Genomic DNA, 14,492 nt, shown 5'->3' on the forward strand with positions numbered 1-14,492 from the left:
TCTCGCAAAGGCAGGCACTAAATCGCGCTGCAAAAACAGTGACCGGGGCGAAGTGCCCCGGTCACCGCGAAAGGAGGAAAAAATGGATGGTGAATTTTGTTTCTGGTGGTTTCCCTGCAGCTTCCGCGCAGTTTCACATCGGTGGCAGTGGGGCCAAACTGATCGTCTCGCTGTCGGGAACCGAAGCTGGCTTCAGAGTGGCAGAATCCTTGGGTTTTGGAGCGGCCTCGGGCTTCTGATCAGCCGGGCTCGGGCTGGGGGAAGGCGATTCCTCTGCAGAAGGAGCACACACTCCGCAGGCCTGGGCCGCCAGGCATTCCGCACACACATACTGCACCACAGTTTTGTAAACAGGGACCTCCACCTCGTACTCTTTCTTGACGAGTTTTTTGATCGATCGGGTGCGACCGATCTGAGGTGGTACCGGGCAGGAACGTTGGTGACCAAGGTCATAAAGCCAGCCTGAGAGAATTCCAGACGGACGTGCGCAGGAATCGCAGGATTGGCATCCCACGTCACAACCCTCGGCAGCGCCGCAGGCATCGCAGCCGGGATCGCGGGATCGGCCGGGGTGACTGGGCAGCATCGTGCACACATCCGCCGATTCCACACACCAGCAATGTTTCTTGACCTTCTCAACGCCACACTCAATGCGGCACACTTTCTGTTGGCACGGTCCTGGTCGACCACAGATGGCACATCGCCCAGGGGAACCGCGGACTTCTGTAGGGTCACCCCCGAAAACGGGGCCCAGAGTGCCCACGACGAGCAACAGTCCAGTCAACCAGTATTTCGGACTCATCGACATATCCTCCTCGGTTGGTTGGCCTTCGTGATATCTCGCACAAAAATCCTGACATGTTTGTTGGCTGTGTGCCTGGCGCGCCTTCGTCCTGACGGCAAGTTCGGGCGTGGCACGTCAGAAATCCACCTGGGCACGCATCTCGAAGACGTTGATATCCGAATTGGGCCCGTTGTTGGCCGTCCCCACCTGGGCGTGGACGTAGTTGAACATCAACCGCATGTAAGGATTCCAGTACCAGTTGATGCCGAAGGTGTGGTCGGAGGTGGTTCCCCCCAGCACACCCGCATCGTCCAGATCGAGCCAGGAGTAACGGTAGGCCAATTCCCAGGCGCCCCAGCCGGTTTCGACGTCACCGTCACAGGTCCGCACACGGAAGAAGTTTTCGATCGGCTTGACACGATCAAATGCACCCTTCTGACGGTTGTAGGGTCGGTGTTCACCTGTGAGGAAGTAGCTCATCTGAACATAGGCGCCGTGGAAAGTGGGATCGGCACCCACACTGCGATTGTAGAACGCCACAAGGTACTCGGATTGGACCGAGAACGGCCCGTAAACGAACGCTATTTCCGGATCCAGCAGATGGTAATCTTCGACGTTGCTGATATTGCCAGTGTCTACAACACGGGGACCGACGGCAACTTCGGGGCGAACCCGGATGCGTTGAGTGGGATCATCCACATCGCGGTAGCTGTAACCCAGCCCGAGGTGCAGCAGTCCCCGACCATTCGTCGCTTCGTCATACCACGGCAAATAGGTCGCCCGCATGGTGAAAGCATAACCACCATCGTCATCGGCGGCATAGGGCGGAGTGTCTTTGATGGAACGGAACCCACCAAAGGCAAAGGTCATTCGTTCATTTTCGGAGACATGGTACGAGGCAATACCGACATTTCGAGCGGGTACGAACGCACTGTTGAGGGTACTTCGTTCCATGAAGGTGATGTAACGACTTGAGGTGAGTTCTTCCAAAGAGAAGGGCTCCTTGAAATGTCCGATCTGCACATAACCCAACCACGGAAGATCCTTCACGCCGAGGTAAACATCCTTAAAAGAGGTACGCTGCTCGTCATTGGAATCTCGGGCTGCGAAGTCGACTTCGATTTTGTAATTGAAGACATCAAACCCTTCTCCAAACGCCCCCAGTCGTGCTGTGCGGAACTGCACAGTATCCTGGGCGTCGCCGAATGTCGCCATACTACCGGCCCCCTGGCCGAAGGAAACGGCATCGACATAGATGCGTCCGTCGACATTGACCGACATTTTCCCTGCGCTTTTTTTGGCGGCCGCAGCCTCCTTGGCTTTGATGTCGGCCAGAGCCTTTTCTAATTCGGCGACTCGCTGAGCCAACTCATCTTGTGACCCTTTGGCAGCCGGACCTCCTTCCGAACCCACTAAGTATGCTGGATCAAGGTACTGATAGTTGTTCGAGGAATTTTGGGCTAGTAGAGGGCTGGCCCAAAGAGCAGCCCATGTGGTGCCGGCCACGAGACTTAATTTCCACCAGCATTTCGATCGCCAGAGCATGGAAGTGATCCTCCGTCCGTGGGTTTCGTCAACGTCCTTGTTACGGGCGAACAGGTCATACAAACGTAAAATAGGTCATGCCTTCACGGGCATTTGCTTGAATCGATTCGTCACTCCGGCTCACTTTATTGCGTGCGCTTTTCCGGGCACAGTTTGCGCCTTGCGAATTATTTGGTCTATTTATCCAGATTCTCCAGCACACGATCTTTGCGTATTTGGGCGGAGAATCCGTTTATGTTATCGCGATGCTCAACGTTACAGCCCCGTTTGATGGGGCCGCGAAGCCATCTTTGCCGATTGCCGTCGGTTCCGCAAACCACCTGGAGGACCGTTTCGTTGTTAGGAGCCGCCGCAGTTTTTGAGGCACAACGGTATGTCCACCATGTCAAATGCCTTTGTGCGAGTGCGATCGGTGCGTAAAATGAGTAGACTGACCGTATTTCCAAAGGCACGAGGGCGGGCACCTGGAAGGTACCAGATTTTTTCCCTTGTGCGGGCAATTCCCGGTATCAGGTCGACGAAAATGAGCGTCCACTTGCATCGTGAACTCGACAAGCTCCGCGGACGGCTTCTGAGTTTGGCCGGTGAGGTGGAGCAGCAACTTCAGAAAGCAATCACGGCCGTTCTCAATCGGGATCCGCAGTTAGCCGACGAAGTTGAAGCAGGCGACCGGAAGATCGACCAGTTGGAAGTCGAGCTCGAGGAAGATTGCCTGAAAGTTCTTGCGCTGTATCAGCCTGTGGCCGCTGACCTGCGCTTCTTAATCACTGTGCTGAAGATTAACAACGATTTGGAACGGGTCGGCGATTTGGCGGTCAATATTGCCCGCAAAGCCCGAACACTCTCTCAAATGCCTCCCGTACGAATGCCGTTCGATCTGGACGGTATGTGGCGCAAGGTTCAGGCAATGCTGCGACAGAGTGTGGACAGCCTGGTCAATGGCGATGCCGACGCGGCTGAGGACGTGTGCAAACGGGATGAGGCCGTCAATGCCCAGAAGAAAGCGATTCGTCAACAAGTCGAGCAACTCATTGAGCAACATCCCGACCAGGTCAAGACGTGGCTCCAAGTTCTGGCCGTTTCCCGAAACCTGGAACGTGTTGCCGACCATGCGACCAATATCGCCGAGGACGTCATTTATCTCGTTCGGGGCCATATCGTCAGGCATCCCGCCCGGTTCCGCGACCGAGATCTTGACTGAAAGCTTGAGCCGATCCGGGACAGTATGACAGCCTGGGGATTGGGCGGAAACAAGAACCTGTCGAGACGGGGGAAAACCCCTGATCTGTGGATGCTTGGCGATTTGTGCCATTGCGATGTGACAGGAGGACCAGTCCAGCGGCGCAGAACGTAGGATCTATGCTCCGGTGGTCTGCGCTACTCAGGTTCTGGGCGGATGGGAGTGGTAAGGTGCCGGAATGTACTCCACGGTTGGCTGGCCCCGTCGAGGTTGGGGATAAAGTTGCAAAAGTTGCAGAAACTCGGTCGGCATATCCGTACTCACCGGCAATCCAAGTTGTTGAGCCATTTCGGCTGTGAGCGGGAAATCGTGGGTCCACGTGCCTTCGGAAAGCAGTCTCGCCACCTCATCAGCCTTGTCTTCGGGCATCTTGTCGCTGAGCAGTTCTTTGACACACATTCTGACCTGGCTGATGGCCTTTTCGGCAATGTCTGCCAGTATGAGAGTTTGATCGTCGATTTCGTCGGGCTTTTTCCTTTGGAGCACTTTCAGCACGGAGGCGGCCGGTTGCTGATTAATTTGGGGGTCCACCGGGCCCAATACAGCGTGCTTGCACATGACGATTTCGTCGGCGGCGAGGGCAATGAGCGTTCCGCCCGACATCGCATAGTGCGGAATAAAGACCGTGACTTTGCCCGGCCGATGGTGCACCGCCCGTGCGATTTGAAGTGCGGCCAGCACCAGCCCGCCGGGTGTGTGCAGGACCAGATCAATGGGAATTTCAGGATCGGTGAGTTGAATTGCATGAATGACTTCTTCCGAGTCGTTAATGTCGATGTAACGGAAAATCGGGAATCCCAAAAGGCTCATCGTTTCCTGACGATGGATGAGCACGATCACCCGCGACTGACGTTTCCGCTCGATGCGCGCGATCATTCGCTGCCTGGCTGCTTCGATGACTTTCTGGCGGAGCACTGGCTGAAGAGCAGAAAGCATGAGAAAAATCCAAAAGATATCCATCACATTCATCGTCGACAATCTCCCTGGATCCTGTCTGTTTGCGGCATTGAAATGCCAAAACCGTTACACCCGTTCTCTCACCACTGGAGCCAGCCCAACTCGGTCTTGTATTCATCGGGATAGCAATGGGGGCAGGGACCTCGTGATCGGAGGAAAAACGGACACAGGAGCATTCCCGCTACAAACCCACCGATATGGGCCCACCAGGCAATACCCCCTACCTGGTCCGAAGGCAATAGACTTCCCACTCCATTGAAAAACTGGACAAGAAACCAAATGCCCAAATAGACAACGGCCGGAAATGCAACGAACACCGGATAGAACAGAATGGGGACCAGAGTGACGACGCGGGAGTAAGGATAAAGCACAAAGTAGGCTCCCATGATGCCGGAAATCGCCCCCGAAGCCCCGATCGTCGGAACAGTGGAGTTGGGGTTGGTCAACACGTGGACGATGCCCGCAATAACCCCGCAACAGAGATAAAACAAAGTAAACCGCAAAGGCCCCATGCGATCTTCCACATTATCGCCGAAGATCCACAGGGTCCACATGTTACCCACAATGTGGAGCCAGCCGCCGTGGAGAAACATGCTCGTCAGGAACGGCCAGTAGTTCAGAGGCATTCCAAGGAAATAGGCCAGCTCCGGATGGGTGTAGCGATAGGGAACAATGCCGAACTGGTGGAAGAAGCGTTCCAGGACGGGCTGCGGAAGTTCAAGCTGCAGAAAGAATACGAGGGCGTTGGCCAGTATCAGCATGTACATTGCCACGGGTGTGTTGCGGCTGGGAATGGTGTCATATAGTGGAATCATCGTCTCGTACCCAGGGCATGTCTCTATTGCGTTTCCTGTTTTCTCGAGGGAAGCGACGCTCGGAGCTCGATGACCGTCTCTCTCATTTTCAGAAACTCGACACGGTGGTCAAGGATGTACGCTTGCGAGTTGGCTGAGGGTCGACAGCGCTGGAGCCACATGGGCGTCTACGATGCACCAGAGGCTTGCCAGGGTTCGCAGCAGATGCGCTCAGATCGCTTCCAGCCTTCTCTCCGCTCTTAAATACTGAACAGTGCACATAAATACTGAACAGTGCACATTCTGATCTCCTCAATTCGATACGGGTAAGAAAACATAAATTTGTCGCGACGTCAGCCCGGGCGATCCGGCAACGGTAAATTAGCATTGCTCTCGTCCGGCATGCTATTGGAAGAGGTTCGATCGGATGGCGAGGTCTCAGCCCGAGACGATTCCGAGAATAGCCGCTGGCGGATTTCCCATTCGCGTTTTTTATCCTGACGATTGAACCACCACACAACGGCTCCGATGAGCACCACGACGACAACCACAACACCCGTGAGAATAGTCGTCACCGTGCCCACCTGACGGGACGACGTGTCGGCGGCCAAACGCACCGCTTCACGTCCTATGAGAAGTGGCGCCAGTTGCCACGCGTTGCGCGGTGCGTCTGGCGACAGCGCTGCCTGGGGTCGAAACGCCCAGGTCTTCATAAAGAAACCTGCCACCGCGAGGTTCACCGCGTATCCCGGCCCTTCGCCCGGCACGACCCCTTTGGGAAGGTATCGCACACAGAACACGATCGGGTAATTCTGGGAATCGTCGGTGAAAAGATAAATTGTGTGGTAGTGGTCGATCCCAAAACGTTTTCGGATATCGGGGTCTTCGACGGACACTTTTTCGATTCGCCTGGCCGTCCCATACAGTAGGAACAATTTACCCTGCTGATGGACGGGGTCGTTAAACAGGGGGACCACGGAGTAAGTCGATTTTCCCATCCTTGCCAATTCGGCCTGGGCTTCGCGCAGTAATTGGCCGGGTTCAGCACGGCCCACTGCAGCCAGAAGTTGATAGAAGCATTCTCGGTCTTTTCCCGTGAGACGATACTTTTCCAGGGGATCCGAAAGCGGTTCGTCGCCGCCTTCGGACGACGCGTGCGAAGTGACGAAACGTTGTGCGGACGTTCCCAAACCGACGTCGTCAAAAAGACTGCAATCCATTCCCAAACGACCTAAGAGGTTATTGGGGAACCAGCTTGGCCGATCGGTGACAAGCAGAGGGACTGGCTTGGGTTGTATCTTCACGAGTTTGAGAAACAAGCCGCGGATAACGGTTGCCTCGCGGAGTTGTTCTATTGTCTTCCAGGCCCGGGGTACATCGCGGGCATACACCAGATATTCCCCGTTCTCGGTTGCCACCCGACACGCGTAGTAATGGTGGAGGCCCAAGCGTTGCGCAACCTCCGCCGGTACCGACTCTTCGGCGACTTCTGTGGCGGTTCCTTTAATTTCCAGGAGTTTTCCTCGCCAGGCCCGGGTGTCGGCTGCTATCGCATTCCACTCCGGGGGCGGCTGTTTCCACTCTTCCAACTCCACTGGCTGAAACATTCGCATATGAAACAAAAGCCGGAGAAGCAGTTCGTGCTCTTGGGGTTGCAGCGGCTGGCCGTCCTCGAGCCCTTCCCACATGCTGTCGCTGATTCCCAACCGTTTGAGAACCGCACGCGGGCCGGTCAAAGATGATGCCTCGCGCGTAATTTTTTCCGCGGCGGAGTTGGCCGATGTTCCAGGATTCTGCAGAGAAGCTTCCTGGCGTGTCGACGGGGGCGGTGTCCTTACTTCAGTAGCCACCACAGCAAACCCGCCGCAAGCCACCAGGAGAAGCATCCCTAATTGAAGCACTGATTTCGCAGACACAGCAAATTCCTTTAACTAGTGGGAAATCCTGTTGACTCGGCGGTCACTTCTTCGCCGGGGGCCTGTTTTTCGTCAGAGTGCGACTGTGTCGGGAGAAACCGGCTGGCAGAAGTCCCCGCCTTTTTGGGAAAAAGCTGTTTTTCGCGAATTCGCAACGCGTACCAGAGGAAAAAAACGGTCACGAGGGCTGCGACAATAACGACCACCCACGGATTGGGGGGCGACTCTTCGGGCAGCGCCGATTGGGCGGGAACCGGTTCCCAGCGGATGGACGGAGCCAGTACCACGGGCGCGAATCGTAGCCCATCTTTGGCCTGGTAGGCCCATCGCTTGAAAAAGACCCCTCTGACGACTACCGGTTCCGACATGCGTTCCTCGCGAGGAAAGTGCTCCGGTAGTTGGAGGCAGTAAACCACGATGGGGTCATTTTCTTCTTCGGGACAAATCCATAGTTGATAGTATTGAGAAATGCCAACGCTGTTTTGGGGGGCTCGTAGGGAAAATACTCCCATGACACGACCGCGAAACTCGACGAGTTTCCCCCGGTAATCTTTCGGACGTCGGTACAGTTGGGCAAACGTCACACGTTGGGCGGGAGATTGCCAAAGTTCCGAAGAGGATACCTCCTGAAGGATTTTCAGGCTTCCAAACCACGGCTCTTTCTCGGTGTTGCGGAAAGGAGCATCGTCGGTGACCGATGAATAATCCAACTGGGAAAGGCGTGCCACCAGAGCCAAAGTTTGTGTGTGCTGATCCGGGGAACGTCTCGGGGAAGGTTCTTCTTGGTTGCTGTTATTATTCTCGCGCACGGAAACAGAAGCGCCACCAGCCACGACGCTTTCCTGCACGACATGACTTGAATTGAAGGAAGAGCCAGACCGCCGGGCCAGGAACCACTGCGGCACAATGGCCACCATCCCCAGCAGAAATACCCATAACAGCAATTGCCACTGCTGTTTTGGAGTGGGCAGGGGGAGCGACCGACGATATCCGTCAAAACGAACCATAAGGATTCTCAAAAAGAAACCTGCAGCCCAGATGGACGCAATCAGCGGCCCGCGACCAAAGCCGGGCTCGTATCCGGACCCAAGTCCGTGGTTCACCGGGGTTTAGGCTTCGCCGTCGCGAACTCTGATTCCACATACCCGCGGTGTGTCGCAGTTGCAATTTGTGGCTGAACGCCGTTTCCGCGGTCGCCAGGGGGTTGTTAACGGGATACGTGGACCTCCTGGCGGATGATATGGAACGGCTCGAACAATCCATAGCCTATTGTATCATAAGCCGTTCCAGCTGGCGGTCCCTCGGCTGGGCCTTGGGCAAAAGCATGGGGCCAGGCGGATCCCCGAATCGGCCCCGCATGGTGAGGACCCAGAGTGTTCTTGAGCGTCCCCGTCACGATGACGCTTATTTCATTTTCACCTTCTTTGAGGAGCGGAGTGATCTCGCACTCATAGGGTGGGCGATAAATGACCCCCGCCGGTGTGCCATTCACAAGCACGTGAGCAAGGGAGCCGTTCCACGCTCCCAGGCGAACGAGCCAGCGTCCCTCGGCCCGAGACTTTTGCACCCTTGTGCGGTAGGCTACCCGCCCTGAATAAAGCGGGCATCCCTGAACATTCCAACCCTCTCCAACGTGTAAATCTTCGGGAGGAGTGATGACAAAACCTTTTTCGGCCGGGGTGACTGAAAACTCGCCCAGCACATAAGCTGCGGCAGCTTCGTGAAACATTGTCATGGGAGAAGCCGTCGCCGTGACAACGTTTTCTCCCACCCGTACCAGCTCCGTGATATCGATTTTGCCGAAGCTCCTGTCCAGCCACCAGCCGCTTGGCGAAGGAACCGCTTTGCCGTTACAAGTCACGGTGTAAAGGTCGGGCCTTTCCAGAACGAACCAGATCTGATTTGGAACTTTTTCCTTAATTTCAAAGTGGTAAGTTAACTGGAATCCGCTATCGGGTGGAAATTGCCTGCTGATGATTTCGTCACGAAACTGGACAGCTCGATCCCATGGATTCCCTGGCAGCCCGTGTTTCTGAAAGATCCAGTTGCAGGCCGCTACGAAATACATGCCCCGGCGCGTCTCATCCTGGACTTTGACATCGAAATAATCGAGTGTTAGAACGTTGGGATCCAGCCGTTCTGCATGGATTGGCCCCAGGGGAATCTCTTCTTCCGTGGTTGATGTTTGAGGTGCCGACGGGTTGGCCCGATGGTTGAGAAAGAGCACGAGGGAACCTATTGGCGGAAGATCGAAGGTGAGCTCGATTGCATTCCCTTTTTGGCTGAACGAGGCCGGTTGAACTTCGCCCGTTTCCAGGTCCCAAACTTCGGCACCCAGATACCGAGCATAAATGGTACCGGCCGCATGTTCGGAGTCACTCGTGTTGACGAGGAAAAGGACCTCCCCGTCCTTGAGTCGCCTTCGCTGGTGGAAGAGCAAACCGTGTCGGCCATCCTGCTGCACAATACGAACAGCCTGGTCCTGGCGTGGTGCCAGCAGCTTTGGCAGGTCGTTCTCATCCACCTTTTTCCATCCGGGGAGTTCTTTACACTCGTTGAGAGCCTCTGCGGGGCGGCCATCGACAAGTGTCGGACCATCTCCACAAACCATCACAGTGCCGCCGGCCAAAAGGAATTCCCGGAGAAGTTCGAGAGTTGTCTTCTCGAGGTTTTCGCAGGTTTGGGGAAGCACGATCGTGTGATATTTCCGTTTTCCCACCACCAGGTATCCGTCCTGGACCCTGCCCAAATTGGCCATGATATGTTCACATCCGAGATCATACTCGATCTGGGCAAATTCCAGGCTTTTTACCAGATTGAAGAAATTTGCCCCGAGCTGCTCTAAATGGGAGGACGTTCCTTGGTCCACCTGGTAGAGCCATGCCGTGCTGGTGGGTTCCAGAACCAGTATCTCGTTGACCCGTTCGCCACTGGAAAGTACTAGGGAGAGCCGGGTGAGGTAGTCGGCAATAACGTGATAGAAGGGCCACCAGGGCTCGTGATAGGAAAAGGACTGGGGATGGTCCATCTTGCGGGCCCCTCGGATGGTCACGTAAGAAAGGTGCTCATCAAAGGTGTTGACGCCCAGTACGCCCAACCAGTCCGCGATACGCTTCATATCCTGAAAACGGAGGTCCCATCCGCCCGCACCGTAGAGTTCGCACAGCGTCCGTGTCCGTCCGCACTGGTCGGCCACACTGGAAAGCTCTCGCACGGCTCGAATATTGCCAAATTGCGCATGCGTGTGTTCCGCATATTGATTCATTAGACAATCGATGGCTGGCCGCTGATGCCAGGCATACATGGCCATGTTGTCAGGGACAAACCGGCAGAGCGGCCATTCGTGTTCCCAATAGTGTCCAGTGAATTCCAGATGATGTTGCTCGCACCACTCATAATAGGGGCGAGCCCATCGTTCCACGAACAGATCCAAGAGTAAGCGATAGTAATCGTGCCGCACTTTTTTCCACTCGCCCACGGACTGCACAAGGGAGGGAAGGTGATCGACAAGGTTGTACCCGAAGCGTTTTTGAAACTCCGCGGGGAGGTCCTCGGTCCAGGTGAGCTGACCTGCGGAAAGAAGCCGTGGTTCATCCGTGAACGACCCGGGTACCCGTTGACCGAAGGCCTGTCCAACTTCTCGGCGGTAGGCTTCCAGGGTCACTTCCAGAAACTTTTCAGTCACCCCTGGATAGAGCAAGTCCACGTAGGCCCGACCTCCATGCCAGGGGGAAGGCCCTGCCCGCACCAAAGAAAACACAAGATACTGGCCGTCCGGAAGGGACTTTTGCTCCTTACTCACCTGTGTAACGTTTTCATACCGATCCGCTTCCAAACGAAATACGGCAAGGGCGTTGGGGTCGATCTCCTGGGCGCGTTTGACCTGTTTTACAACAAGGCCACGCCCTACCGACTCCGGCATCAATTCAGGAACCCAACCCCCGGCGAATCCTGAGGGATAGGAGTTCTCGTCATAAATCCATACATTCATGTCCAATCTTTCGGCGGTTTTCAACGCCAACTTCCATAAACGGAACCATTCCTCTGAAAGATAGGGAGTCATCAACCCCGGACGCGGATGGACGAACACTTGTTTGACATGCTGCGAGGCAAGATCCTCCATCGTGCTCACGACTTCCTCATCGGTCAGCATGTCATTCCACACCCACAAGGGAGCTGAAGAATATTCCCGGGGCGGATGGGCCAGAAGTTGTTTGACCTCCTGTGAACTTTGCGGCTCAGCCAGAACGGCAGACTGGAGCGAGAGCACTGTGAATAACACCGCGATCGCTGTTTGCACCATTGTCCCGAGTGTTTGGTCCCTCCACATGGTTGAACTCCTTTGAACATAGGAACTGGTTATGGAAGCGTTTTCTTAAAAGACGCAAACTTCCTGAATGCTTGCTTGCGGTTGCACTTGTCCGGTCATCATGGTTGTGACAGCTCGATCTTCACATAGAATGCCCCGCACAGGTCGTTTCCTTGGCTATCCTGAAACCACGCTTGGAGCTGTGTGTCGCCCTCGGGCAGTTCCACTTCAAACGGTACACCGATTGCCTCGGGAGATGTTTGGGCTCGTATTTCGCGTGATCCAACACGAAGAACGGCGGCGTGAATGGGGAGCGCTTTCCGGTTCTTAATGACGTCTGACAAGGATCGGCCGGCAACCGTTTGTTTGGGTCCGATTGAACCGAGGGGCTCCTGCGTATGGAAAGGCCAGCGGCGCAGCTCGATACGATACAGGCCACCCCGTACCAGCCGCAAATGGAACGAACCACCTCGTGGACCGCCCTCGGCCGCCGAGACGCGGTGATGATTATCCACATCCACACCCGCCCAGTAATTGGGTGAAAGGATCACTGGGTTTTCCTGCTGTGTTCCCACGAGAATAGGTTGGTATTCGTAGACGCGCTTTTCCACCCCGGACCACCAGTCCTCATAAAAAGCTCTCATCTTCGCCACGATGTCCGCATGCTGGGCACTGACATCCGCTTTTTGTGCCCGATCCTCCACGATGTTGTACAACTCCTTGCCATGGACAAGTCGCCACGGCCCCCAAACCACACAGGCATCGTACTTAACAGCGCGGACTCTACCGCCGTACTGGACGACGAACATGCGGTCCGGCAACGTGGCACGGGGATCTTTCAGCACGCTCGCCAGGCTGATGCCATCAAAACGAACTCTCTCTGGGGAAGAAAGACCACACAGTTCAAGTAACGTCGGTAAGATGTCTTGAATCTCCGTCGGGTGGCTGACTTCCCGCCCGCCTTCGATACCGCCAGCCGGCCAGCGAATGAAGCAGGGAACCCGATGCCCACCCTCGTAATAACTGCCTTTCCCCTCCCGTAAGCCGGCGTTGTAGACCTGCCTGCCCGCCGTCCCGCCGTTGTCAGTCATAAAGATCACGATCGTGTTCTCGCGAAGTCCCGTTTCGCGAAGCCAGTTTTCCAGCCGGCCCATGTTTTCATCAATATTGGCGATCATGCCGAAGAAATCGGCGACATTCGGTCGCACTAAACTCCGGTAAGGTGCAGCATCTTTTTCCTGGGCCCAGAGAGGACCGTGGGGTGCGTTAGTGGCGATGTAACACAAAAACGGTTCCTTTTGTCGGGCACGTTCGGACATCCATTCCAACGCCTTGTCGAACCAGAAGTCTGTACAGTATCGGTTCGCCTGCCCTACACGGTCTTCCTCTCGGTAGCGAATGTTGACACAGTCGTTGTCGAACTCCACGTCCGAGGCCACTCCCCAACCTCCGAACCAGATGGCTTTCTCGAAGCCGCGGTCGAACGGTCGATCGGGGTAATGGTCGCCCAGGTGCCATTTGCCGAATTGTCCTGTTCGGTAACCGTTTTTTCGGAAGAGTTCGGCCATCGTGGGAATTTCCCGCCAGATCATATTCGTGGCCGCGGGAACGCTCCGCGCCCCGTTGCGGAGGGCATCCAGCCCGGTCATGAGCTGGCCGCGAGTTGGCGTGCAAACCGGGGAAACGTGAAAATCGGTGAGGCGGACGCCTTCCCGAGCCAAGCGATCGATGTTGGGAGTAAACAGGATGGGATTTCCATGGCACGAAAGATCGCCGAAGCCTTGATCGTCTGTGAGGACGATAACCACGTTGGGATGAGCCGTGGAAGTTGCGGAATGAGCCTGTGTCTCATCAGCAGGCTGCTGTTCCGAAAGAGAGAGCTTCTGCGGATCCAGGACCACATGGCGGATCCTCTCCCGCTTCCAAGTGTAGGTGATGTGGATGAGGCCATCGCGGGTTTGAATGACGGCGGGATAACTGTACTCCCCAGGTTCGTCTTCCAACGTCAGGACCTCCTGCCAATCAACGCCGTTCTGTGAAAGCGCCACACTTAATGGTGAACGACCTCGAGTGGTTGGGTTGTAAACTAGGAGTTGTCGTCCATCGGACAGGGTGACCGCGTCAATCCCTGAATTCGGGTTGGGAACCACCGTGCGTTGGACCGGTGTCCACGTATTTCCTCCGTCATAAGAGGCCGTCCAGAAAATGCGCCCTTGCCGTGATCTGCCCACGGCCACCAACTTGTTGGGGGCCACCCGCAGGATGCTGGGCTGAATGGCGTCGAGAATTTCGGCTCCATCCGGCGGGATCACCTTTGTCCAAGTTTGGCCCTGATCCCTGGAAAGTTCGAAGTGAATGCGCCAACGGCTGGGTCTTTCGGGTGTTTCAGTGCTGGACGGACAAATCCAGGTGCCATCCTCCAGTTCCACAGGTTTGTTCTTGATCGGCCCAAGGAACCCATCGGGCAGACGTGCCGCAGCTTGCCAAGTTTTTCCATCGTCGACACTCGCTTTGACCATGCCCCACCATCGACTGGGGCTTGGGCCCACTTTGTAAAACAGGTAGAGTTTTCCGTCTCGTGGGCGGAAGAGCACGGGATTCCAGCAGGGGTAACGGCGACCGTCGGCCTGCTCACCTGTCGCTACCTCATGGGGGGCCGACCATCGGCCAGCTTCGTATCGACTCATCCAGATGCCGACATTTTCGGCACCTTCTCGATCACCTCCAAACCACGCCGCCAAAAGACCGTGCGCCGCTTCCACAATTGTCGAAGCGTGACAGCTCCGAAATGGGGCGGTTTCAAAAATGAACTCCTTCTGCACGACTGCACTCTCACGAGGCCCTTCAGCCGCATCGGCAGGCTGGCTTCCCGCCAACGCGGTACATCCCGCCCAAATTGCCAGAAGAAACGCCCGGTGCGGTTGTGATGCTGTTTTCATGGAAACAA

9 protein-coding genes are annotated in these 14,492 nt (G+C 55.8%); 1 reads left to right on the forward strand and 8 read right to left on the reverse strand.

Going from position 1 to position 14,492, the window contains the following annotated elements:
* Positions 1-133: 133 nt before the first annotated feature.
* Entirely contained in the window at positions 134-802 is a 669-nt protein-coding gene (locus tag ABJK56_RS04190; RefSeq protein ID WP_347243406.1) for a hypothetical protein, read from the reverse strand.
* 117 nt (positions 803-919) lie between these two features.
* The gene (locus tag ABJK56_RS04195) at positions 920-2,329 is read right to left on the reverse strand and encodes a porin (RefSeq protein WP_347243407.1); all 1,410 of its coding nucleotides are present in this window, start codon (positions 2,327-2,329) and stop codon (positions 920-922) included.
* Positions 2,330-2,852: 523 nt separating this feature from the next.
* On the opposite strand from ABJK56_RS04195, the gene phoU reads away from it, so the two are divergent.
* The gene (gene phoU, locus ABJK56_RS04200; protein ID WP_347243408.1) at positions 2,853-3,530 is read left to right on the forward strand and encodes a phosphate signaling complex protein PhoU; all 678 of its coding nucleotides are present in this window, start codon (positions 2,853-2,855) and stop codon (positions 3,528-3,530) included.
* 180 nt (positions 3,531-3,710) lie between these two features.
* Here the strand turns inward: phoU and ABJK56_RS04205 are convergent, their stop codons facing one another.
* From ABJK56_RS04205 to ABJK56_RS04230, 6 genes are all read right to left on the reverse strand, one after another.
* Positions 3,711-4,538 carry an ATP-dependent Clp protease proteolytic subunit gene (locus ABJK56_RS04205; RefSeq protein WP_347243409.1) on the reverse strand — a complete coding sequence of 276 codons (828 nt, stop codon included), beginning with the start codon at positions 4,536-4,538 and terminating at the stop codon, positions 3,711-3,713.
* Between the two features lie 68 nt (positions 4,539-4,606).
* Positions 4,607-5,341: a rhomboid family intramembrane serine protease gene (locus ABJK56_RS04210; protein ID WP_347243410.1), complete on the reverse strand. Its 735-nt coding sequence runs from the start codon at positions 5,339-5,341 to the stop codon at positions 4,607-4,609.
* Between the two features lie 332 nt (positions 5,342-5,673).
* Positions 5,674-7,236, reverse strand: coding sequence for a hypothetical protein (locus ABJK56_RS04215; RefSeq protein WP_347243411.1), 1,563 nt, complete (start codon positions 7,234-7,236; stop codon positions 5,674-5,676).
* An 11-nt stretch (positions 7,237-7,247) separates the two neighbouring features.
* Positions 7,248-8,243: a hypothetical protein gene (locus tag ABJK56_RS04220; protein WP_347243412.1), complete on the reverse strand. Its 996-nt coding sequence runs from the start codon at positions 8,241-8,243 to the stop codon at positions 7,248-7,250.
* Between the two features lie 200 nt (positions 8,244-8,443).
* Positions 8,444-11,566, reverse strand: a complete 3,123-nt coding sequence (locus ABJK56_RS04225) for a glycosyl hydrolase (protein WP_347243413.1) — start codon at positions 11,564-11,566, stop codon at positions 8,444-8,446.
* Positions 11,567-11,664: 98 nt separating this feature from the next.
* The coding region (locus tag ABJK56_RS04230) for an exo-alpha-sialidase (protein WP_347243414.1) at positions 11,665-14,492 on the reverse strand (2,828 nt) is incomplete at its 5' end.

Origin of the sequence: Thermogutta sp., assembly GCF_039793925.1 — a bacterium.
Classification (GTDB): Bacteria; Planctomycetota; Planctomycetia; order Pirellulales; family Thermoguttaceae; genus Thermogutta.

Bases quoted from the DNA above. Each gene is read 5' to 3' on its own strand.
- ABJK56_RS04205 (WP_347243409.1), bottom strand. From the start codon at position 4,538: ATGAATGTGATGGATATCTTTTGGATTTTTCTCATGCTTTCTGCTCTT.
- ABJK56_RS04225 (WP_347243413.1), bottom strand. From the start codon at position 11,566: ATGTGGAGGGACCAAACACTCGGGACAATGGTGCAAACAGCGATCGCG.
- ABJK56_RS04190 (WP_347243406.1), bottom strand. From the start codon at position 802: ATGAGTCCGAAATACTGGTTGACTGGACTGTTGCTCGTCGTGGGCACT.
- ABJK56_RS04220 (WP_347243412.1), bottom strand. From the start codon at position 8,243: ATGGTTCGTTTTGACGGATATCGTCGGTCGCTCCCCCTGCCCACTCCA.
- phoU (WP_347243408.1), top strand. From the start codon at position 2,853: ATGAGCGTCCACTTGCATCGTGAACTCGACAAGCTCCGCGGACGGCTT.
- ABJK56_RS04195 (WP_347243407.1), bottom strand. From the start codon at position 2,329: ATGCTCTGGCGATCGAAATGCTGGTGGAAATTAAGTCTCGTGGCCGGC.
- ABJK56_RS04210 (WP_347243410.1), bottom strand. From the start codon at position 5,341: ATGATTCCACTATATGACACCATTCCCAGCCGCAACACACCCGTGGCA.